This is a genomic window from Lentibacillus persicus (assembly GCF_900112705.1).
GTDB lineage: Bacteria > Bacillota > Bacilli > Bacillales > Amphibacillaceae > Lentibacillus > Lentibacillus persicus.
The window spans coordinates 249,594-270,965 of the sequence record NZ_FOMR01000005.1 but is presented as its reverse complement, the minus strand read 5'-3'; the positions used below and the strand labels follow the sequence as shown (position 1 = coordinate 270,965).

Genomic DNA, 21,372 nt, shown 5'->3' with positions numbered 1-21,372 from the left:
CAGTGGAAAATGTTCTAAGGTGCTTAAAGCTGCCTTGCCTGACCATTTACTAAAGACGGCTGTGAATTCAGGAAAATAACGGTCCAGCCAATTATCAATACGTCCGCTGAGTATCTGCACATCCTGAGATAGTTGATCTCGTACTTTCATGCCCTGACGCAATTCGGCGTACACGCCTTCAAGCAGGTTGGGTATGGAGTATCGACCGTCTTTAACCATTTGTGCAATGACGCGAGCGTCTTTCGTATCGTTTTTGGATGGTGAGTTATCGTCCACTTCCTTGATGCGTTTCACATGCATCGGGTTCACGACGACGATTGGAATGTCTTTCGCCCTGATGTAATAGGCAAGGTTCAGCCAATAATGACCTGTTGGTTCGACACCAAGCATCAGTTTTGATTTTTTATGGGTGCTCTTCATGTCTGAGGCCCAATTAATCAGCCGTTCAAAGCCACTTATATTGTTTTCAAAGACCAAGCGTTTCCCTAGATCAATGCCGCGGTCATCCTGTGCTCTCGCGACGTGTTTTTTCTTCGCGATATCAATACCTACGATTAATGTTTCCTCTGTGATTTGCCTTATTTTTTCATTTCGATTATAATTCATTGGTGAGTCCTCCTTGGTTTTTATTTAATTAGGGGTCGATGCGCATCGACACCCCGTACTATACCAAGGGGACTTTTTTTGTATCAAACCTCAAATACCCTCAAATTTTTTCAATACAGGAATGCTCCTTTATAGAATGCCTTTATCTTTCAGGTCGCTGATTTTGTCATCGTCGTAGTTAAGCCATGTTTTCATCACGTCATCCGTATGCTCGCCTAAATCCGGGCCAAGCCAGTTCGTTTTTCCCGGTGTATCGCTCATTTTCGGCACAACCCCGGGCACTTTAAGCGATTCGCCGTCATTTAACTGAAATTCATTAATCATATCTCTGCTCAAATAATGCGGGTCCTGCACAATGTCTTCAATACTGTAAATCGGGCCCGCCGGCACTTTCGCTTGATCGAGCTCCTCAAGTGCCACATGAAGTGTTTTAGTTTGTGTCCAGCTTTCGATGACACTGTCAAGATATTCCGCCTGTGCCGCTCTGCCGCTGTTTGATTGAAACCGCTCATCTTCTCCCAGATCGGGACGTCCAACCGCATCCATTAAACGTTTAAAAATCGCATCGCCATTCCCGCCAATTACAATGTATTTCCCGTCATAACACTGATACGTATTCGAAGGCGCAATCCCCGGCAGCGATGATCCGGTCCGCTCCCGAACAGATCCGAGTTTATCGTATTCAGGCAAGGCGCCTTCCATTAAACTGAACACAGCCTCATACAAGGCAACATCGATGACTTGTCCTTTGCCCGTACCTTTAACATCACGGTGGTAAAGCGCCATTAACGCGCCATTGACGGCATACAAAGCAGCAAGCGAATCACCCATACTGACGCCAACTCGGGTTGGTGGACGATCCGGGTAGCCGGTTATATGACGCAAGCCGCCAATCGACTCGCCAACGCTGCCAAACCCGGGCTTATCCCGATAAGGACCCGTTTGGCCATAACCTGACACCCGAACCATCACCAGCCCCGGATTAATCGCTGACAATGTTTCATAGCCGAGGTTCCATTTTTCCATCGTACCTGGTCTGAAATTTTCAATGAGAATATCACATTCTTTTACGAGTGAATGGATAATCGCCTGCCCTTCTTCACTCTTTAAATTAACCGTGATCGATTTTTTGTTTCGCGATTGCAGCCGCCACCATAACGACGTGCCTTCATAAATATGCCGCCAGTCACGCAATGGATCGCCTTTTCCAGGCGTTTCCACTTTAATGACATCAGCACCGAATTCCGCCATTAATCGCCCGGCAAATGGACCGGCAATCAGACTCCCTAATTCGAGCACCTTAACACCTTCCAGACTTTGTTGCATCGGTTTCACTCCTCTTGTTGGGGATATTTTCGTTTTTAATTACGAATTGAATTACTTGAATAAATTTTCTGTGTATTGTGCAACATTCTATCAACTTGTATACAAAAGCGCAATAGTTTTCGTGAAATTGGCAAATATTATTATTAATAATGTTGATTTGTATACAATGTCCGATTGAACGTTTGATGTTGTTTGTATACAATGGACAAAAGGTGTGATTAAAATGGATTCGTATATCTATATCAAAAAACAAATTTTACACGGGGAATTTCCGCCAAAAATGCGGTTAACCGAAGAATATTTAGCGAAACAATTGCAACTGAGCCGAACGCCAATCCGTGAAGCATTGAAACAACTCGAATCAGAAGGGCTCCTCTTGCCAATGAAAAGAGGGGTGCGTGTGCGTCATTATACAAAAGAAGATATACGACAGATTTACGATGTGCGGACACTTTTGGAGGGCTATGCGGCTTCCCAGGCTGCGCTTCACCGAACGCATGAAAATCTCGAGGAAATGAAAAAAGCAAATGACCACTACGAACAAACAATCAATGCTTATTTCAAAAGCAGCGGGACGACAGTAGAAGATGTTTTGGAGCTGAATCATGCATTTCATGAAACCATTGTGAAAGCTTCAAAAAACCAGCATATTTTTGACCTCATATCAAAGACTGTCGTTCTGCCGTTAATCTTTCGTTCGTTCTATTGGTTTAATGAAGAACAAATGCGGAATTCGCACACCTCGCACAACACAATTCTTCAAGCGATCGAGGAGCAGGACATCGAGCGCGCCCGCGTCGCCATGCACGAGCACATCTACCATGGAAGAGATCAAGTGCTCCCACATATAGAAGCCATTGCAGAAGATTATTCCATAACTGATTAGGGGGGTCTGACCCCCCTTTCCACCCTAAAAAAGCCGCTAGTTTTTTCACCAGCAGCTTTAAACGGTTCAAGTTGATCCCTGACATTCATCCGTTCTCAACCGGCTAACAAATCGCTTCACTCATTCGGCGTTATGCCACTTCTCCCTGTGTAGCACCAATCAGTTTTGCCTGCACCAAACGTCTTCTTACAGTTATCCCAATAACACTTGCCAGAAATGCTTTTATCAAGCCAACCGGTATGAATGGGTAAACGCCTGCTGCAAGTGCCGCATGCCAATTCAAATCCATCACAATTTTCAGCTGAATCGTGCCGAAGATTAATGTGACAACCATGCCAACAATGTTCGCAATGAGGGCAATAGGAATGCTGAATCGCGTTTTCTCAAGAATCAGTCCAGTAATGTAAGCCGTTGCAATAAATCCAAATATGTAGCCTCCCGAAGGACCAACCAACACTTGTGGTCCACCGCTGAACCCGGCAAACACCGGAAGCCCGATCGCACCAATCGCAGCATAAACAAGCATTGCGATCGCCCCGTGACGGCTGCCCAGGACGGTTGCCGCAATACCGACCGCCAATGTTTGACCGCTTATCGGGATGAGCGGCAGCGGAATTTCAATTTGCGCCAAAATAGCTGTTACCGCAGCGAAAATCGAGCAATTGATAAGGGATCTTAACCGTTTACTTCTTTCCGTCAACATAACCAGCTCCTAATCCAATAGTTTATATTGGTAGAATCATAGCCTCTCTAACCTTTAATGTCAACCCAATTTTAAAATGGTTAACAATTAGGTTGAGAGGGGACACGGGGGTCTGACCCCTTGCCCCCTACCTCGCCTTATCCCACTGGTTTATATTCGGGAAGCGCGGGAGTGGCTGATACTGCGGAGAAATTTTTCTTGTTCTTTGGCTAATCGTTGTGCCTCATGAACGTCAATTGGCTGAAATTGAATGGTACTCCCTGGGGTGAGTTGGGCCACTTTCGGTATGTCTGCGGAAATTACAGTGGCAATTCGAGGGTAACCACCTGTTGTCTGCCGGTCCGCCATGAGAATGATTGGCTGGCCGTTTGCCGGGACTTGTATGGTACCAAGCGGTACGGCATCAGACCATATATCAGCACCATTTTTATGCGATATTACCGGTGATTCCAATCGATACCCCATGCGATTGGATTGCGGGCTGATGGTATGCGCTTCATAATAAAACGATTCAATCCCCGCTTCCGTAAACCAATCAGTTTCAGGGCCTGCTACCGTTCGAATATCATGATGCTGCTCATATTCGGGAATCACCTTGTGACTCAGTCCCAAACCAGAACGAACACTTCCATTAAAGCCATAAATAATTTTATCGTTATGCATAACGGTCCCTAAATTGGCCCGCTCATATGTCGACTTACTGCCCATCACAACAGGCACATCATAGCCGCCTGCAACAGCAAGATACGCACGCGCTCCCGATAAGGGGCGTCCAAAGGAAATCCGGTCGCCTGCTTGAACGTGAAACGACTTCCACATTGGCGCTCTTTTGCCATTGAGTGCAGGACTTAAATCGGCACCACAAATTGATATAACGGCCGGCGCTAAAACGTCCAGCTTTGGCCCTGCCAGTGTTATCTCAAGCGCCGCTTCATCGCGCGGATTCCCGACAAGTACATTCGCAACTTGCAACGCAAAAGGATCCATCGCGCCTGAAACAACCACCCCGTATTGTTGTAAACCATGCCGCCCCAAATCCTGAATGGTTGTTTGCAAGCCGGTTTTCTTAACTTGGAAAAGTGGCTGTGAGAATTGATTATGCTCCGACACGCTTAATAACAATCCCTTCTTCATTAAGGCGGCTGCGCAAATGTTGAACAAACTTCAGCGCACGCGGATGATCACCATGAACACACACGGTATCAGCTTCAATTGCAACAGTTGAACCATCAACAGCCGTGACAACCTTTTCCTGAATCATTTGCAGCACCTGTTTTACCGCTTCATCCGAATCTGATATCATGGCTTGTTGCTCGGAACGGGGCGTCAATGTTCCATCTGGTTGGTATGTGCGGTCAGCAAACACTTCCGATGCTGTTGAGAGTCCGTGGTTTTTCCCGGCACGGAGCAATTCACTGCCTGACAGGCCAAACAAAATAAGCTTGGGATCAACATCCTTCACTGCTTGAGCAACCGCTGCAGCAATCGCCGGATCATTCACAGCCATATGATAGAGCGCACCGTGTGCTTTCACATGGCTCATTTCCACGTTATGAACCCGACAGAAGCCATTCAATGCCCCAATTTGATACGCGACAAAACGGTAGACATCTTTGGGGGAAACCGCGATCTGCCGCCTGCCAAATCCCTGCAAATCAGGCAGCCCCGGATGAGCGCCGATGCCAACGCCATTTGCCTTGGCGGTTTGGACGGTTTCATACATCGTATTGTGATCACCTGCATGATAACCGCACGCTACATTGGCTGATGTGATGACTTTCAAAACGTCTTCATCAAGGCCCATTGTATAAAGGCCGAAACTTTCCCCAATATCGCTGTTTAAATCAATTTGATACTGAGCCATCCTGAATCACTTCCTTTTTAATTTGAAACATACCGGCTTGAACTTGGTTGTCGATGCGCTCATATTCCCGTTCTGAAATCGGTAGGAACCTGATTTTATCACCTGCTTCAAAATGAAATGGCTCATCACGATTCGGGTCAAATAATTTAACAGGCGTCCGGCCGATGAGCTGCCAGCCCCCCGGCGATGCCAATGGATAAATGCCTGTCTGACTGGCGGCAATACCGACCGACCCTTCAGGAACAATATCTCTTGGCGTGTCCAAACGGGGGGTTGCCAATTCGTCCGACATCCCCCCTAAATATGGAAACCCAGGCAAAAAGCCCATCATATAAATCAAATAATCGCCCTCGGAATGGCGTTCAATAACCTCGCGTTCGCTCAATCCGCTGTTTTCGGCCACATGTGTTAAATCAGGACCTGCCTCACCGCCATACAACACAGGTATTTTCACTAGGGTGACGGTTTCCTTGTGGTGCATTGAGTCGCTGATTCCAATATCCAGCAAAATAGCTTCTAGACGCTCACTGGAAATAAAATAGGGGTTGTAATAGACATGCACGGCTTGATAGGCAGGCACCCATTCGGTTACCCCCTTTACGTTCTCTTCATCTAACCGTTTGCAAAAAGCGCTTATTTTACGATTTAATTCAGGTGACACGTCTTCGTTAAATTGGACCCGCATCGCCGTATCACCAGCCGGCTGACATTTGATGCCCGCCATAACACACCACCTTCTTTGCAGAATTACCACAAACACACAAAAAATAAATTACAAATAAAGTATTAATGTTAATTATAATCAGCTTAGACTGATTATTCAAACAGCAAGAGTGGGGGTCAGACCCCGCGCCGCCAGAATTAACCTGCCTGCCATGTTTCAACCCCCGCTGAGAGTGAAACACTATATACAAAGATGAAAATGAAAGGATGAAATAAATGCTTGAGATAAAAGGTGAACAACATGGTGAAATTTTAGAAGTAACCACTGAAGGCACAGCGACACAGGAGGATTTACAAAGGTTTGAAGAGGCGCTCAAGGCTAAAAAACTGCAACAGGATCCGATCAATATCCTGTTTATCTTCAAGAACATCGATGGCAACACGCCAAAAGCAATGTTGCAAGGCTGGAAAATTGCCACACATCTGAAAAACATTAAAAGAAGCGCCATTGTCGCTGATGACACCTTTGTCGGCCTCAACGAAAAAATCGAAAAGCTCATACCAGGCGTGGAAATACGACAATATCCGCTGGAAGAACTCGAAACAGCACGCGAATGGCTCCGATAAGCTGGGACAGGGCGTTTGACACCCCGTCCCCTTCTATTTCATGATGTTGTGATATTATTTTCACGGTGAATTCTATTTAACCTTGATATCTTTTCAACAGAATCGGGTTTACGTTTACCTAAATCTATGATAAGTGATTCCATTAAAGTGATGGCAGGTACAATACTGTATCTGTCATTGCTTTGCTTGGCAATCAAGTGGGCATCACTAGTTTGAATGAGAGGGCACGTTTCCAAATCTGTTATCACAGCGATGTTAATATTCATATGATCTCTGCAATACGTCACGAAATCAATCGTTTGTTTAGAATAAGGGGATAAAGCGATTACCATTAAAACATCCCCTTCTTTGAATTTCAAAGATTCGTCATATATAAAATCTGAGTTCAAACTTAACTGATTTAAATTATCTAATATCCCCCTCAGCATCATCTCAAAATAAAGCGCAAGTGATTTAGAAGTTCGCATCCCCAAAAAATGGACATTTTCAGCATTCAGAAGAAGCTTTAGAAATGTGTCATATTCTTCTGCGTCATACTCTTTCATGATTGATTCAATATCTTCTATACTGCTTTTCCCAACCTTGATTAGAGAGTTTTTAGCGTCATCCATTTCTTCCAGCGACTTTTTTAAATGCCACCAAGTATCGTCTTTCGTATTAAAATTATATTTAATGACATCATTTTTGAAGTGCGGATACTTTTTGTAGCCCATTTTATTTATAAGCCTTAATATAGTTGTCGTTCCTACGCCACTTTTATCCGACAATTCCTGAATAGTCATGGTCGAAACTTGGTCAATATTATTAATAATAAAATGACATAGCTTTTTTTGTTTTTTTGGAAGGCTTACTTGTATTTCTTTCAAACTTTCTTTCAGGTTATAGCTGCTGATAAACTCCCGCTCCTTTCTTGTCAATAGGAAAATTTATTCCTATTTCAAAAATCTGGTTTATTTTTTCCATTATCAATGATACAATTTCAAAATGAAAGGGGTTGCATAAATATAACGAGTTAAAAGTCTATTTCGACGTACTCTAGTGCCCATCTTATCATCACAATCTTAGCATTATTTTATCACATTTAGCCATTCACAATTTTATAATTAATTTAAAGCCGTGCACAATTCATTGTATTTACTATCAGACAACTAATTGTAAGGAGAATACGAATGTCCGAAAAACTGGAACTATTATATTTACAAGAAGAAGACGTTATCGAAGCCGGTGTGTTAAATATGGCACAATGTATCACCACGATTGAAGATATGTTCAGACTGATTGGTAAAGGTGATTACATTATGGGAGGCCCGAACAGGAATGATCATGGCCTAATGCTATGGTTCAACGAAAATGAACCGTTTGAAAATATGCCGAAAGCGGGGCCGGATAGACGATTCATGTCGCTGATTGCCTATCTCGGAGGGGATTACGATGTTGTAGGCAATAAATGGTACGGCTCGAACATCGAGAACGTGGATAAAGGGCTACCGCGCTCGGTCCATACGTTTACACTGAATGATAAAGAAACCGGGGCGCCGCTTGCGATCATGGCAGGCAACTTGATCAGCTCAGCCCGAACCGGTGCAGTCCCCGGTGTCTTCTCAAAGCACCTTGCCAAAAAAGAATCAAAGGTGCTGGGCGCAATCGGGGGAGGCGCGATTAACCAATCGTGCATCGACGCTATAACGACTTCTGTCAATACACTTGAAAAAGTTGTACTGTTTGATATAAATCTCGAAAAAGGAAAACAAATTGCCGAAAAATTGCATGAGCAGATTGGACTTCCGGTTGAAGTGGTTGATGATATCGATGCGTGTGTTGAGCAGTCGGATATTGTAACAGTCGCGACATCCGGCAAAACAAAACCCACGATAAAAGAAGAAAGCATTAAACCAGGAGCACTTATCATTTTGACCGGAGCAGCGAGTTTTTCAGATGCATCGTATCAAAATCATCGGGTGGTGGCGGATTTGTGGTCAATGCACGAGAAATGGCTGGAAGATGGATTGAGTCATCCTGATGGTATATCAAGTATTACGAGCTGGACGATGTCCGGTGAACTGTTGGAAAAAATCCATAACGGTGATTATGACAGCAGCCAAGTCGATGACCTTGGAGACATCATCGCCGGGAAAAAAGCCGGGAGAACATCTGAAGACGAGGCCATTATTTGCATGACCGGCGGCCTTCCAACTGAAGATGTGGCGTGGGGTTATCACGTTTATCAAAATGCACTGGAACATAATATCGGCACCAGACTTCCGCTTTGGAACAGCTCCTATTTAACTAAATAGTATTGCTGGATGGCATCTGATCGCATCGCAGGAAGGATCGTTAACATTCAGTTGAGCAGCTGATTGAATTATCCGTCCACTTCGAAAACTGGACGGATTAATTCAATCAGACTTTTGGGTTGTTAAGCAATAAAGAAAGGCAGGGAGCACATGTTAAATCATATGATGACGTGGGTGGAGAATGTAAACGGTATCTTATGGGGCCCGGCTGCTTTGATATTTTTAGCTGCAATCGGTATCTATTTAACGATTGGGACGAAATTCGTTCATATTAAAAAGTTTAGATATATTTTAAAACAAACAATCACCAATAATAAAAAAGATGAAGATGGGGCAGAAGGAGTGATCACTTCTTCTCAGTCACTCTTTACGTCGCTCGCTTCCGTTATTGGGATGGGGAGTATTGTTGGCGTTGCCTCTGCGCTTATCTCCGGTGGCCCTGGTGCGTTAATTTGGATGTGGATTGCTTCATTTATTGGTATGATTATTAAATACTCGGAGATTATTTTAATCATAAAATACAGAAAAAAGACTGAATTAGGAGAATTCGTTGGCGGCCCGGCATTGTATGTAAAAAATGGTTTAAAAGTGCCGGCTTTAGGTGAAATTATTGTGCTGCTAATGGTGCTCGTATGCCTTTGCAGTACCATGATCCAGTCCAATGTCATTATTGAAAACACATTAAACTTTACTGGTGACGACGGTGTTTCAAAGTATGCGTTTGCTGTAATCAATGTGGTTTTAGTCGGCATTGTATTAGTAGGCGGCATTAAACGAGTGGGGGCTGTCGCTGAAAAAATTGTACCGTTTATGTCAGGGTTTTATTTCATTGCCGGAATTATCGTCATAATAGCCAATTACGCGAATATTATACCGTCGATACAAGTTATGCTTCAAGGGTTTGTCAGTCCTGTGGCAGTAGGCGGCGGGGTTGTTGGCTATGGCATTAAAGAAGCTATGCAATATGGAATTGCGCGGGGCTTCTTTGTGTCGGGTGCAGGCCAATCGGTCTTTACGGTGTCCCATGCTCCGGCTAAAGTAAAAAATCCTGTAGAACAGGCAATGTACGCCATTACTGAAATCTTTCTCGTCACGATTATATGTACCGTAACAGGCCTTTCCATCCTGACGAGCGGCATTCTGAGCCCGGAAGGAAATGCAGCTATCCTCGTGAATGAAGCCTTTGCTCAAACATCGCCGTTTTTAGGTGTGTTTGCCGGAATTGCGCTTATCCTGTTTGCTTATAGTACCGTCATCGGTCTCGGCTATGTGGGTGAATCACAGCTCAGTACGATCATTCATGCCGGGAAAGCCAAAATTTACCGCTATGTATTCCTGTTGTTTACATTTTTAGGAGGTATTGGCGGTTTGCAAAGCATTTGGGCGGTTACAGACCTGTTCCTGGCGTTAGTAATGTTCCTTAATTTAATCGTAATGCTCTTAATGAGCAAAGAAATATTCAAAACAAGCAACGATTTTTGGTTGGCAAATGATAATGAAAAAAGAAAGCAAACATAATGATTAAAAATAGGAAGGTGAGGGCTATGCAAAAACTGTTAATCATCAATAATGAGAAGGACCGTGATGATATTGGCTGGATTCCCCAAATAAAAAAAGCTGTGTCAGCTGTTGAGAATGTTGAATTTGCAGTGATTCATCATAGTGAGGCATCTAAAGACACTTTAGATGACATCAACCCGGATTTGATATATTTAACCGGCAGAGCAACTTATGATTGGACAATTGATGAAATACTAAAAGATTATACTTCAATAATAAATATGCTGCAATACACGGAAATTCCCACACTCGGGGTTTGCGCAGGCCATGAACTAATGGCAATAGCATATGGGGGAAGCTTTGGTAAAATGATTGAAACAGAAAAGGGAAAAGAAGACGTACGTGAGAAAGGTTTTCATAAAATTGATGTGACAAAAGAAACCCCTCTATTTAAAGGATTAGGGAGTCATTTCCATTGTTATCAGGACCATAGAGACGAAGTAAAAAATGTTCCGGACACATTTGAATTACTGGCATCAAATGATATGTGTAAGATTCAAAGCATCAAACATAGAGAAAAGGAATTTTATGGCGTCCAATTCCACCCGGAACAGTACACCGAAGACTACCCTGACGGCAAGATTATATTGCAAAACTTTCTAACACTCAAATAAGCGAGGGGGTCTGACCCCCCTTTGTGACCCAAAAATCAAGCGCCGATGATCATAGGATTGCAAACCAAATGGGCAACGTTACGATGCTTAGAACTGTTCCTATAAATGTTGCGGAAGATACAAAATTAGGGTCCACATGGAATCGCACTGAAAAAATAGTTGTATTGGCAGCACTCGGCATAGCAGCAATTAATACCAGAACATCGCCAAGAACAGAACTGTTTAATCCAACTATGTTTACGATGATTAAAGTAAGTAAAGGCGACAACACCAAACGTGTAAATACAATAAAACCAACATACCCCCACTCAATTTTTCGTACCACGATTGTTGATAATTGAACTCCCAGCACGATCATAATAAGAGGGATAGCAGCATTCGAAAGCAGCTCAATTGTCTCTATTACTTGTTCCGGAAGTTCGAGGCCTATTATTTGAAATAGCATGCCTGCCAGTGTAGCAGGAAGCAAAGGCATCTTAATGGTTTTTAAGATAGCGGCTTTTTTAGAAATATTCTCATTTGCCCCGCTAGCAGCTATATATAGACCGAGGGAATTCATTAGCATGCCCATCACAACCATAACCATCAAGGCATAAACAAAACCTTCTTGTCCAAATGTAAAGAGGACAACGGGCACACCATAATTACCACCATTCATAAAAAGTCCAGCTAACAACATCGCATGTGTCCTTTGTTTATGTAAGCTTGATAAGTTCGAAAAAACCAAGATGGTTAAAAATAACAACAAAATAAGCGCACCAAACGTGATAAAAATGTATAGATGATTATATGTAAGCGGATTTTCATAAAAGGTATGGAAAGCTAAAAAAGGGTAAAAAACGTTAACTGCCACAAACGAGAGTGAACGCACGTCCAACTGGGTTCCTTTTCCTATCAAATACCCAATAACAAAAATTGAAAATATTGGTACTAACGTTACAATGAATTGAATTCTAAACACCCCAGACCCCAGCAAGAAAATACTTATTACCATTTCACATTTCGATAATAAGTAATTCTTTCAAGACATGAGTTTTAATTTATGATTTTTTCGTTTTCTTTATCTTATTGATTAACGGCAAAATAAACGCAATCAAGGCTAAGCCTAATAGAACAGCACTAATTGGTCGTGTTAAAAAGATACTAATATCTCCTTGAGACATTTGAAATGCTCTTCTGAATTCCACCTCAGCAATAGGCCCCAGCACAATGCCTAAGATAATAGCTGCAAGAGGGAATTTCATTTTATCTAAATAATAACCGATGAGACCAAACAGCAACATAATCCAAATATCAAAAACCGAATTACGTACCGCAAAAGTCCCTATAATACAGAACACGATAATAGCAGGCCCTAGGGCCGTATATGGAACCTTCATGATTTTTGAGAACATACGTATGAAAGGCTTGGCAAATACAATAATTAAAATATTGACTGCAAGTAATGACATAAAGATGGTATATACTAAACCTGGCTCGTCCGACATCAGCATTGGACCAGGTTGCAAGCCGTGAAGTACAAATGCACCTAAAATCACAGCAGTCGTAGCACTCCCTGGAATACCAAGAGCAAGCAATGGAACCATCGCTCCCATTGCACCTGCATTATTTGCCGCTTCAGGTGCTGCAATTCCTTCCGGTACCCCGGTCCCAAACGCCTCCTTGTTTTTCGACCACCGTGTAGCTTCACTGTAGCTGATCATTGCGGCAGTGGTAGCGCCTACCCCGGGTAGGATCCCTATAGATATACCTAGAATCGCGGAACGAAAAATTGTATTTTTAATCCTACTAAAAATCTTCCTATCAAATATCTTTGTTTTTACCTTTTGCATTTCCTCTTTGATTGAATGGTCCTGTTTACTTTTTCTCAAGACCTCAGAAATAGCAAACAAACCTATCAATACTGGGATAAGGTCAATGCCTCCAATTAAACCAAGGGACCCAAATGTGAAACGTTCAGTCCCTGATAAAGGGTCCATACCGATGGTCGCGATAAACAACCCCAGTCCGACGCCAATAAATCCCTGAATCAGATTGCCACCGCTTAAGGAAGCGACAACTGTTAACCCGAGTACTGCAAGCGCAAAATATTCAGGGGAAGAGAAATTTAATGCGAAAGATGCAAGTAAAGGTGTCAAAAAAATGAGGATTAATGTTCCTATAACCCCTCCAGTTGCGGAACTCAAAATGCCTATACCTAATGCTTGACCAGGTTTTCCTTGCTGAGTCATTGGGTACCCATCAAAGACAGTCGCTACTGCCTCAGGCGTGCCGGGAGTTCGAAATAAAATTGCACTGATTAAGCCAGAAAAAACAGATGCAGCATATATAGTTGTAAGAAGTATAAAGGCGGAGATTGTATCTAACCCATAAGACACAGGTAACAAAATAATAACAATCATCGTTCCAGATATTCCTGGCAGTGCTCCCCCTAAAAAACCAATCATCATTGCTAATAACAAAATAATCAAGTGCATCGGTTCAAAAAGGTTCTCTAGGCCTATTAGTATTCCGTCAATCATCCTCACACTGTCCTTTCTGAAATTATCATTAATAGATTAAGAAGCTAAAAGACCGAAAGATACCTACTCCTCTCGGGAAAGGTATACCTAATAAATAGATAAATATAATCACAAAAACAATGTTACTGGCAACTGTTACAGCAACGATTTTCAGTATCTTACCCATCCCTAATAACCAGGCGAGGAAAAAGAACAGAACCGGCGTCACAACAATAAAACCAACAACAGGCAATAACAGAACATATAGCGCAATTGAGGCTAGTATATAGAAATGCCGATTTTTCATGTGAAAATGCTTATTTTCCGGCGCTTCATCATCACTGGGGATGTAACCCTTGTCTTGTTGATCAGTGTTTCTTCCTTTCACCCAAGTAATTAGTAACAACAGAGTTCCCATTAATAATGTAAAAAGGAGAATCATAATTGGCCATCCCATAGGGCCGATATTTGTTGAAGAAGCTGCCTCAGACGTCAGGAAGGCTGCAACTAAAAAAAATACTGAGACAATAATTGTTATGATAGATAACAAATAATTTGCCCGCATATCATCTTTCACTCCCTTATTGAGAAGGAGGGGGCAGCCCCTCCTTTCTAACTAACTTACTCTTCTATTTCAGCAAGAATACTCTCATATTTTTTAATATCTTCTTTGAGTTTCTCTTTAAAGTCTTCTGAGCCCATCCAACCGTCACGCAAATCTAAATATGAATTTTTAGCATACTCTTGATATTCTTCTGTTTCCATTGCCTCTTTAGCAGCTTTCTCCAACTTATCAATAACCTTTTGTGGCGTATCAGCTGGGGCCATAAGGTAACGTTCTACCCCATCGGTTAAATCCCAACCTTTTTCAACAGTTGTAGGGATTTCTGAAAAATCTTCTATACGGTCTTCAGCAAAAAATACGAGCGGCTCAAATTCATCGTCTTCAATATAAGACATCGTTGGACCAACTTCTTCGAGCATAACATCGATATGTCCGCCTAAAATTCCGGAGTGCATTTCCCCTGCACCTTCCATCGGGATATAATTCATTTCAACGCCAGCTTCTTTCATAAAACGACGTGCAGTAATTTCATCAATGCCCATCGTCCCAACTGCTCCAATTCTTACTTCTCCGGGATTCTCTTCAGCATAGGATACTAATTCATCAATGCTTTCAAACGTTCCTTTTTTTACTTGAAGTGAATAAGTATCGCTTTGTACACGGGCAATCGGCACCACTTGATCCAAGCCATATTCATTTGTACCTGCTGCAGTGGTTACTGCATAAGCTGAATCCCCAATCAGTGTGTAGCCATCCGCAGGCTGTTGCATGGCATTTTTCATAGCCACTACACCAGACCCACCTTCTTGGTTAATAATGTTGAATTCACCATCTAAAATATCCGACATTTGATTTGTGATCGTTCGTACGAAAGTGTCTGTTCCACCGCCAGGTCCATGCCCTACATAAACTTCAATTTCTTTTTCAGGATAGCTTTCTGCTGCATTCCCCTCTGAATTACCGCTATTGCCACATGCAGCGAGCACCAACACAGCTAACAACATCACACTACCAGCAATTTTTCTCATGTTAACTTCCTCCCTCAATTAACTTAATAGCTTCCTTTACTAAAATTTATTTGTCTAATGAAAACATCACCAATTTACTTACTTTTTTGATACGTGTGGGCAGATGCCATTTTCACAACCATATTTATAGCAGCTATTGTTGCTCCAGGATTTGCATCGCCCTCACCAGCAATATCAAATGCTGTGCCATGTGCTGGTGTTGTTAATGTAATTGGTAAACCACCACTCATGGTGACCCCACGATTAAAACCTAACAGTTTCATTCCTGTTTGAGCTTGATCATGATACATCGCAAGCAGACAATCGAACGGTTCTTTATTTAAACGTAGAAACAATGTGTCTGCTGGGTATGGACCAGCTACATTAATACCTTTTTTACTCGACGATTCTATAGCAGGTGTTATAAATCTTATCTCTTCATCACCAAGCATCCCTCCATCCCCAGCGTGTGGATTAAGAGCTGATACAACAATCCTTGGATTTTCAACACCTGCAGCTTTCAACGTTTTGTCTGCGAATTGTATACGTTCTTCCACCTTCTCTTGTGAAATGTTTTCGCTTACATTTCGCAAAGGAATATGCGATGTCACCCGCGATACCCAAAGATCATCCATAACATTAATTTCACTGAAACCTTCTTTACAATCTAGTTGATCAGCAAAGAAATGGAGTTCGTCTTGAAAGTGATGCCCCCCACGATGGAGTGCTTCCTTATTTAAAGGAGCATATACCACCCCATCTATAACTCCATCCTTAGAAAGTTCCAGGACGTATTTCAGTGTTTCACCCGTTACTTTACCTGAAAGTTCGGACAATTCACCTAAATGATAATCGTCTGGACTAATATTTTCTAAATCAATAAAATTTATTGTGCCTGCTGTGTTATTAATTTGACTCGCGTCCGTAATTTCGGTTACTTCTAATTCCAATCCTGCAATCGCTTGTCCTTGCAGGAGAACCCTTTTATCTCCTACAAGAACCCATGCAGCTTGTTGACGGACCTTTTTCTCTTGAAACGCCTTAGCGATTAATTCCGGGCCAATACCTGTGGCGTCACCTAAGGTAACACCTATTGTTGAATTTGAATTCACCATAGAAAATAACTTCCTCTCATTAAACTTTATAAAATGATTGACTGTATTTAGCTGCTAACTTAATACATTCCTCCATGCTTACACTGCTTGCTTTGCCGGTACCCGCAATATCAAATGCTGTTCCGTGATCTACAGAGGTTCTTAAGAATGGTAACCCGTTTGTAATCGAAATGGTTCTTTCGAAATCAGTCATTTTGGCAGCAATATGACCTTGGTCATGATAAAGCGAGAGAACTGCTGAATACTTGCCGTTTAAGGCGTGATAGAATACAGAATCCGCTGGAACTGGTCCCTCTACTTTTATCCCTTCTTCAACAGCTTTATTAATGCCTGGTATGATTTCGTCTATTTCTTCTCTCCCGAACAAACCGTTTTCACCAGAATGAGGGTTCAGTCCTGCAACAGCTATATTGCCATCTTCCACTCCTAACTGTTTAAGAGCCTGATTACAACGTCTCAGGTAAGTGTAAACACGTTCTGTTGTCATTTGGCCAATCGCATCCTTTAACGATACATGCCGCGTCAAAAAGAAGATTCGCATATTAAGGACTTCAAACATCGTTAAAGGGTCTTCTGAATTGGTCAGCTCTCCTAACATTTCTGTATGCCCTATATATGGCACTTCAGCTGCTTGCAAAGATTCTTTGTTTATTGGTGTAGTAGCCAACGCTGATACTTCCCCATCCATTGCCATATTGATGGAAGTTTTAATGTATTCAAAGGCTGCAGCGCCTGCTTGTTTCTGCACTTCACCTATCCTCAGCTCAGATACATCAAGATTATCTAAAGAGATGACATCAATTGTACCGAACGTGTACTTTCCCTCGTTAGGATTTGTGATAGCATTTGTATCCAATGTGACGCCGGTCATTTCCATTGCATTTTTCAAAACCTCTTTATTCCCAACTACCAGAGGGGCACACTGATCATAGATTTCTTTGTTATTTAATGCCTTTACTGTAATTTCCGGCCCAATACCTGCCGGGTCTCCCATGGGGATTGAAATAATATTATTCAATGAAAACACTCCTTATCTTCTTTTAGCTAAAGATTGCATATATTTTATACTATCTAAAATCGCAGTGTGACTCCCCACCATCCCCCCTTTCGTTATAACAGAGAGCCCGTTAAACTCACCGCCGAGCAGTTCACCATATGCTGCTAGTGGCATAACTTCACCTTTTAAATCAATTCCTTCCGCTCCGACTCTTTCACAAAAGGAAGCGGTAACATCTCCACCACTAAAAAAGCATTTATCTATTTTTTGATTCGATTTAAGAATGATTTTTCGGGAAATTTCCGCCAAGCCTTCGGTAATTCGCTTTGCTAACAAGTCTTTCGAAACGTTTTCAGTTGCTGCAATTCGATTTAAATCAACCAGTTTTTGTTCTGGGCTGTTTGTCGTTACCACTAAAAAGGATTGTTTCTTCAGTAATTTTTCAGTTTCCCGCACTGCACGATTCACTTCTTCCTCCCAAGAACTCGATAAAGTTGCTAATGCTGCAGGGCGGACTATAACCGGTTCAATCTTAAGTTCGCTCAATAAATACTCAATTTGTTTGGTTGTAAGTGAGGTAACACTTCCTATTGTCAATAGAAAATCTGCTTCCGGATGTACGTTCTTATTATTTGTGTGTCTTATGTAAGCATTTGTTAATGGTCCTGGATCAGCAGGAATTAACTGAGCGTGCTTAATTTGTGACATGGCGTAAGCGACATCATTAATATTTTTTTCCGATATAGCATCACAAACAATAATTTGATGACCTTTTGAAATGTACCTTTCTATCTCTGAACGAATGACATCACCGCCCTGTTCTACTTGGTGAATACTTATTAAACCAACATCTCGATCACTTTGGTCCTCCACCAATTTTGGTACAAAAGAGCTTTTTATGGGTTGTATGGGATCATTTGCAATATCTGTTACTTGTATCAGCTGATTATCAACCAACAAATACCCACCTATCGTCATTCTTCCAGACGCTGGATAGGAAGGACACATGACAATTGCAGCGTCTTCATACAATGTATCAAGGATTGTATCTAATTCTTGTCCAATATTACCGCGAAAAGTACTATCAATCCTTTTGCAAATTAGATCTGTGTTCCAATCTTGAAGTTTTCCAAGCGATTCCTGTACCCGCTTTTTTGATGTATCAAAGGAAACATAGCGACTATCGGTATCAATACAAACCGCCATTTCTTTCTCGTTATAGGGAATTCTTCCATTCCCCAAGAAGGTAACAGCGAAAAGGCCTTGCTTTGATAACTTTACACCTGTAGCATTTGCCCCGGTTAAATCATCGGCTATCACGCCAACTCTCACTTATAACTCACCTCCGTATAAAACAGGTACACTGGGTTCCAGTTGGCTATTAATGGAAGATTCCAGATTCGAATCAGTAATAACCCCGTCTAAATCAGTTAATGAGCACACACTTGAAAATGCTTTTTTACCAAATTTACTGTAATCGGCTAAAAGCCAAGTTTCTTTAGAAGCATCTATCATTAATTGTTTAATCAGGGATTTGTCAAAAGTTGGCGAAGTAACACCACGACTTATATCAACAGCATGGGCTCCCAAGAAAAATACATCGGCATGGATGACCTTTAACATTTGTTGAGTAGCAGCACCAAATAACGCTCCAATATCTTTCTGCATTTCCCCTCCCGTGACAATAACTTTATTCAGACTGCTCATTAACTCTCCAGCTATCTTGATATCATTAGTAACGATTGTTAAATCGTTACGACCTTTTAACAATTTTGCAAGCTCTAAAGTAGTAGTCCCCGAATCTAATATAATTGTAGAATCTGGTTTTATAATTGATTTTGCTTTTAAAGCTATTGACTTCTTTTCATTGATATTTTGCCCTTTCTTTGAGGAATATGGAATTTCTGTTATTAAAGACTCAGGCGAAACTGCCCCGCCATGGGTTCGAATAACTTTGTTTTCATTTTCAAGTTCTTTCAAATCTCTTCTTATTGTCATCGAAGAAACATTTAGTTGTTTTGAAGAACTATCGATATCAATTTTTCCATTAATTAATATTTGATCTTCAATCCACTTTCTACGTTCTACCGGTAACATGAAATCCCCTGCTTTTCTGTTAACTTTTAACTTTTGTTTGTTTTATTTTGATATATTTGTTCGAATATGTCAATAGATGTTTTGATTTTTTATTAAAATTCACATAAATGGGGTGAAATTAATTATCCATTTAGCGCAAACAGGCAAAAAATCCTTAATAAAATACGTTTTGTTACCTCTTCATTGATGTGTTCATTTTTAACAACTGATATAAATACAAACCATTACGCGAGGATATATTTACTGCGTGGTGAAGCGCACAAGTGCATACCAAAAGGGTGGCCCATTCTTTCCAGGGATTCCTGCTGACTGATTCTCTCGTTTTCTTTGTCCATTAATAATGGCAGTTTACGAAAATCTTCTATTGATGTTATCTCTTGAGGCGAAACCCCAATTTCCTTAAATTTATTCTGATAGAATTCGGAATTTCGATAAGTATATTTGATTTGGTTCATTAATTTTGTTTCCCGCAATTGATGGATTTCTTCATCTGACATCACGTTTAATTCAGGATTTGCATACGTTACTTTTCTCATTTGTATAGCCCCTCTTTCGCTTAAGGTTTGGCTGTTAAAGCCATGTTTGCAGCCTTCGTGATAAAAACGCTTTCAAATTTTCTTTATCATAATACCCCATAATAAACAGGGTACTTTGGTGAATTGTAAACCCGACAATATCCCAAGCGATTGCTTTTGTATCAAGCGCACTGCCGATAAGGTTTTTGGCTTGTGCACGTTGCAGGACTGAATCATAAAAGTCAGCATAACGTTCATAAGCGCTTTTTAACACTTCTTGTACATCCGGATCGTCAATTTCCGATATCGCCTGAAAATAGATTTTAATCTCTTTTCTGTAAGTTTCCATGCTGTCAAAGTACGTCATCAAACTTTCTTCGAGTAGCCTGATAAGTTCCTCTTTGGACGCTGCCTGCTCAAACCCTTCGCGATTAAAAGCCAGGAAATTTTGGAGCGTTTTATGGCTGGTGCTATCCAGAATCTCGAGAAATAATTCTTTTTTTGAATTGAAAAATTTATAAACCATTGGTTCGGAAATACCTGCGCGCGACGCAATATCTGCAACTTTTGCCACTTGAAAATTCGATTCTGAAAACACATCAATCGCGGCATGAATTAGAATTCTTCTCCTTTGCTTCGCCGGTAAACGCTTCCTACTATCCAAGGCCTTCACCTCCTACGTGTCGTTGATGGAAAATGCGGTAGATTGTTACGGTTAGTGAGTATTCACTAACCTTTGTTTTAATTATAATAGTAATTTTCTGAAAAGTAAACAGGGGTAGTGGGACTCTGTCTGACACCTTGTCCCACTAAGACAAAAAAGCTGCCAGTTCTATTTGAACCAGCAGCTTTACTAGCACATTCCATCCTGCGGTAACCTTGTTGGGACAGCGATCACGTCCCCCTGTCCCCGATTACTGTTTGAATATCCCGAACGAATTTTTTAATGACTACTAACAGGACACAAAATGCTCCTATCGGGATAGCTGCTTTTAGATGATAAAGGGGTATTGGAACAGCTGTCGGTGTTGTTTCTCTCGTTGCAAAAGATGCTGAAGCGGTTTCTATTCCTTTTGTGATCAACACATACAAATACAAAAAAGCAAACGCGAATGTAATAATATCGCAAATCGCTTTTTTTCTCGTCGAAAATTTTTCATAGAAAAGATCGACTTTAACAAATGAATCCGTGTTAAGCGAATAAGCCCCGGACACACAAGCCAATAACACCATTCCATATTGAATGGTAGTGGAAATCCATAAAGAAGGCTCATTGAAAAAATATCTCATAATGACGTCAAATACCCCAAAAAACAGCGCATAAAGAATGATAAGCCACCCGATTCTGCCTAACCATTCGCTGATTGAGTCAATTGTTCGTTCAACATTGCCCCACACCTTCATTTGATTGGCCCATCTCCTTTCATGACAA

Annotated in this window: 23 protein-coding genes; 5 read left to right on the top strand and 18 right to left on the bottom strand. The window is 41.5% G+C overall.

All coding sequences use genetic code 11. The annotated features are described in order from the left end of the window. Positions 1-606: IS110 family transposase (locus tag BMZ22_RS08945; protein WP_143069973.1), on the bottom strand; the 606-nt coding region annotated here is incomplete at its 3' end. A gap of 129 nt (positions 607-735) precedes the next feature. After that, on the bottom strand, positions 736-1,932 hold the full coding sequence (locus BMZ22_RS08940) for a CaiB/BaiF CoA transferase family protein (protein WP_090084562.1): 1,197 nt from the start codon (positions 1,930-1,932) through the stop codon (positions 736-738). Positions 1,933-2,155: 223 nt separating this feature from the next. On the opposite strand from BMZ22_RS08940, the gene BMZ22_RS08935 reads away from it, so the two are divergent. Then, a complete protein-coding gene (locus BMZ22_RS08935) occupies positions 2,156-2,818 on the top strand; it encodes a GntR family transcriptional regulator (RefSeq protein WP_090084559.1) in 663 nt (220 codons plus the stop codon). A 130-nt stretch (positions 2,819-2,948) separates the two neighbouring features. Here BMZ22_RS08935 and BMZ22_RS08930 read toward each other — a convergent pair whose 3' ends face one another. The 4 genes from BMZ22_RS08930 to pxpB form a co-directional block, all read right to left on the bottom strand. Then, positions 2,949-3,518 (bottom strand): biotin transporter BioY, encoded by a 570-nt coding sequence (locus BMZ22_RS08930; RefSeq protein WP_177183404.1) that lies wholly within the window; start codon positions 3,516-3,518, stop codon positions 2,949-2,951. A 153-nt stretch (positions 3,519-3,671) separates the two neighbouring features. Beyond that, positions 3,672-4,631: a 5-oxoprolinase subunit C family protein gene (locus tag BMZ22_RS08925; protein WP_245745292.1), complete on the bottom strand. Its 960-nt coding sequence runs from the start codon at positions 4,629-4,631 to the stop codon at positions 3,672-3,674. Beyond that, entirely contained in the window at positions 4,618-5,385 is a 768-nt protein-coding gene (locus BMZ22_RS08920) for a LamB/YcsF family protein (protein ID WP_090084551.1), read from the bottom strand. The genes BMZ22_RS08925 and BMZ22_RS08920 overlap by 14 nt, the downstream gene beginning before the upstream one ends. Then, a complete protein-coding gene (pxpB, locus tag BMZ22_RS08915) occupies positions 5,366-6,109 on the bottom strand; it encodes a 5-oxoprolinase subunit PxpB (RefSeq protein ID WP_090084548.1) in 744 nt (247 codons plus the stop codon). The genes BMZ22_RS08920 and pxpB overlap by 20 nt, the downstream gene beginning before the upstream one ends. Before the next feature lie 215 nt (positions 6,110-6,324). Here pxpB and BMZ22_RS08910 point away from each other — a divergent pair, with 215 nt between their 5' ends. Beyond that, the gene (locus tag BMZ22_RS08910; RefSeq protein WP_090084545.1) at positions 6,325-6,675 is read left to right on the top strand and encodes a SpoIIAA family protein; all 351 of its coding nucleotides are present in this window, start codon (positions 6,325-6,327) and stop codon (positions 6,673-6,675) included. A gap of 38 nt (positions 6,676-6,713) precedes the next feature. Here BMZ22_RS08910 and BMZ22_RS08905 read toward each other — a convergent pair whose 3' ends face one another. Then, positions 6,714-7,592, bottom strand: a complete 879-nt coding sequence (locus tag BMZ22_RS08905; RefSeq protein WP_090084543.1) for a MurR/RpiR family transcriptional regulator — start codon at positions 7,590-7,592, stop codon at positions 6,714-6,716. A gap of 252 nt (positions 7,593-7,844) precedes the next feature. Between BMZ22_RS08905 and BMZ22_RS08900 the strand changes: the two genes are divergently transcribed. From BMZ22_RS08900 to BMZ22_RS08890, 3 genes are all read left to right on the top strand, one after another. Continuing rightward, complete coding sequence (locus BMZ22_RS08900) at positions 7,845-8,969, top strand: tyramine oxidase subunit B (RefSeq protein WP_090084540.1); 1,125 nt, start codon at positions 7,845-7,847, stop codon at positions 8,967-8,969. A gap of 150 nt (positions 8,970-9,119) precedes the next feature. Further along, positions 9,120-10,487, top strand: a complete 1,368-nt coding sequence (locus BMZ22_RS08895) for an alanine/glycine:cation symporter family protein (protein WP_090084538.1) — start codon at positions 9,120-9,122, stop codon at positions 10,485-10,487. A 26-nt stretch (positions 10,488-10,513) separates the two neighbouring features. Beyond that, positions 10,514-11,143 (top strand): type 1 glutamine amidotransferase, encoded by a 630-nt coding sequence (locus BMZ22_RS08890; protein ID WP_177183403.1) that lies wholly within the window; start codon positions 10,514-10,516, stop codon positions 11,141-11,143. A gap of 49 nt (positions 11,144-11,192) precedes the next feature. Here the strand turns inward: BMZ22_RS08890 and BMZ22_RS08885 are convergent, their stop codons facing one another. The 11 genes from BMZ22_RS08885 to BMZ22_RS08835 all read right to left on the bottom strand — a co-directional run bounded on the left by BMZ22_RS08885 (position 11,193) and on the right by BMZ22_RS08835 (position 21,344). Continuing rightward, positions 11,193-12,137, bottom strand: a complete 945-nt coding sequence (locus BMZ22_RS08885) for an AEC family transporter (protein WP_090084532.1) — start codon at positions 12,135-12,137, stop codon at positions 11,193-11,195. Positions 12,138-12,183: 46 nt separating this feature from the next. Further along, entirely contained in the window at positions 12,184-13,665 is a 1,482-nt protein-coding gene (locus tag BMZ22_RS08880; protein ID WP_090084530.1) for a tripartite tricarboxylate transporter permease, read from the bottom strand. 28 nt (positions 13,666-13,693) lie between these two features. After that, the gene (locus BMZ22_RS08875; protein ID WP_090084528.1) at positions 13,694-14,221 is read right to left on the bottom strand and encodes a tripartite tricarboxylate transporter TctB family protein; all 528 of its coding nucleotides are present in this window, start codon (positions 14,219-14,221) and stop codon (positions 13,694-13,696) included. Positions 14,222-14,265: 44 nt separating this feature from the next. Continuing rightward, a complete protein-coding gene (locus tag BMZ22_RS08870; RefSeq protein WP_090084525.1) occupies positions 14,266-15,237 on the bottom strand; it encodes a Bug family tripartite tricarboxylate transporter substrate binding protein in 972 nt (323 codons plus the stop codon). A 74-nt stretch (positions 15,238-15,311) separates the two neighbouring features. Continuing rightward, complete coding sequence (locus BMZ22_RS08865; protein WP_090084522.1) at positions 15,312-16,331, bottom strand: 4-hydroxythreonine-4-phosphate dehydrogenase PdxA; 1,020 nt, start codon at positions 16,329-16,331, stop codon at positions 15,312-15,314. 19 nt (positions 16,332-16,350) lie between these two features. After that, the gene (gene pdxA, locus BMZ22_RS08860) at positions 16,351-17,358 is read right to left on the bottom strand and encodes a 4-hydroxythreonine-4-phosphate dehydrogenase PdxA (protein ID WP_425434276.1); all 1,008 of its coding nucleotides are present in this window, start codon (positions 17,356-17,358) and stop codon (positions 16,351-16,353) included. A 3-nt stretch (positions 17,359-17,361) separates the two neighbouring features. Beyond that, the gene (locus BMZ22_RS08855; RefSeq protein ID WP_090084520.1) at positions 17,362-18,660 is read right to left on the bottom strand and encodes a four-carbon acid sugar kinase family protein; all 1,299 of its coding nucleotides are present in this window, start codon (positions 18,658-18,660) and stop codon (positions 17,362-17,364) included. Next, positions 18,661-19,425, bottom strand: coding sequence for a DeoR/GlpR family DNA-binding transcription regulator (locus tag BMZ22_RS08850; protein WP_090084518.1), 765 nt, complete (start codon positions 19,423-19,425; stop codon positions 18,661-18,663). A gap of 224 nt (positions 19,426-19,649) precedes the next feature. Further along, complete coding sequence (locus BMZ22_RS08845; protein ID WP_177183401.1) at positions 19,650-19,961, bottom strand: hypothetical protein; 312 nt, start codon at positions 19,959-19,961, stop codon at positions 19,650-19,652. 34 nt (positions 19,962-19,995) lie between these two features. Further along, positions 19,996-20,604, bottom strand: coding sequence for a TetR/AcrR family transcriptional regulator (locus BMZ22_RS08840; protein WP_177183400.1), 609 nt, complete (start codon positions 20,602-20,604; stop codon positions 19,996-19,998). Between the two features lie 230 nt (positions 20,605-20,834). Beyond that, positions 20,835-21,344 carry a TRAP transporter small permease subunit gene (locus tag BMZ22_RS08835; RefSeq protein WP_090084511.1) on the bottom strand — a complete coding sequence of 170 codons (510 nt, stop codon included), beginning with the start codon at positions 21,342-21,344 and terminating at the stop codon, positions 20,835-20,837. Between the last annotated feature and the right edge of the window lie 28 nt (positions 21,345-21,372).

Excerpts from the sequence above, each read along its gene's own strand:
- BMZ22_RS08940 (WP_090084562.1), bottom strand. The coding sequence starts at position 1,932 with ATGCAACAAAGTCTGGAAGGTGTTAAGGTGCTCGAATTAGGGAGTCTG.
- BMZ22_RS08935 (WP_090084559.1), top strand. The coding sequence starts at position 2,156 with ATGGATTCGTATATCTATATCAAAAAACAAATTTTACACGGGGAATTT.
- BMZ22_RS08920 (WP_090084551.1), bottom strand. The coding sequence starts at position 5,385 with ATGGCTCAGTATCAAATTGATTTAAACAGCGATATTGGGGAAAGTTTC.
- pxpB (WP_090084548.1), bottom strand. The coding sequence starts at position 6,109 with ATGGCGGGCATCAAATGTCAGCCGGCTGGTGATACGGCGATGCGGGTC.
- BMZ22_RS08910 (WP_090084545.1), top strand. The coding sequence starts at position 6,325 with ATGCTTGAGATAAAAGGTGAACAACATGGTGAAATTTTAGAAGTAACC.
- BMZ22_RS08900 (WP_090084540.1), top strand. The coding sequence starts at position 7,845 with ATGTCCGAAAAACTGGAACTATTATATTTACAAGAAGAAGACGTTATC.
- BMZ22_RS08895 (WP_090084538.1), top strand. The coding sequence starts at position 9,120 with ATGTTAAATCATATGATGACGTGGGTGGAGAATGTAAACGGTATCTTA.
- BMZ22_RS08890 (WP_177183403.1), top strand. The coding sequence starts at position 10,514 with ATGCAAAAACTGTTAATCATCAATAATGAGAAGGACCGTGATGATATT.
- BMZ22_RS08885 (WP_090084532.1), bottom strand. The coding sequence starts at position 12,137 with ATGGTAATAAGTATTTTCTTGCTGGGGTCTGGGGTGTTTAGAATTCAA.
- BMZ22_RS08880 (WP_090084530.1), bottom strand. The coding sequence starts at position 13,665 with ATGATTGACGGAATACTAATAGGCCTAGAGAACCTTTTTGAACCGATG.
- BMZ22_RS08870 (WP_090084525.1), bottom strand. The coding sequence starts at position 15,237 with ATGAGAAAAATTGCTGGTAGTGTGATGTTGTTAGCTGTGTTGGTGCTC.
- BMZ22_RS08865 (WP_090084522.1), bottom strand. The coding sequence starts at position 16,331 with ATGGTGAATTCAAATTCAACAATAGGTGTTACCTTAGGTGACGCCACA.
- BMZ22_RS08850 (WP_090084518.1), bottom strand. The coding sequence starts at position 19,425 with ATGTTACCGGTAGAACGTAGAAAGTGGATTGAAGATCAAATATTAATT.
- BMZ22_RS08845 (WP_177183401.1), bottom strand. The coding sequence starts at position 19,961 with ATGAGAAAAGTAACGTATGCAAATCCTGAATTAAACGTGATGTCAGAT.
- BMZ22_RS08835 (WP_090084511.1), bottom strand. The coding sequence starts at position 21,344 with ATGAAGGTGTGGGGCAATGTTGAACGAACAATTGACTCAATCAGCGAA.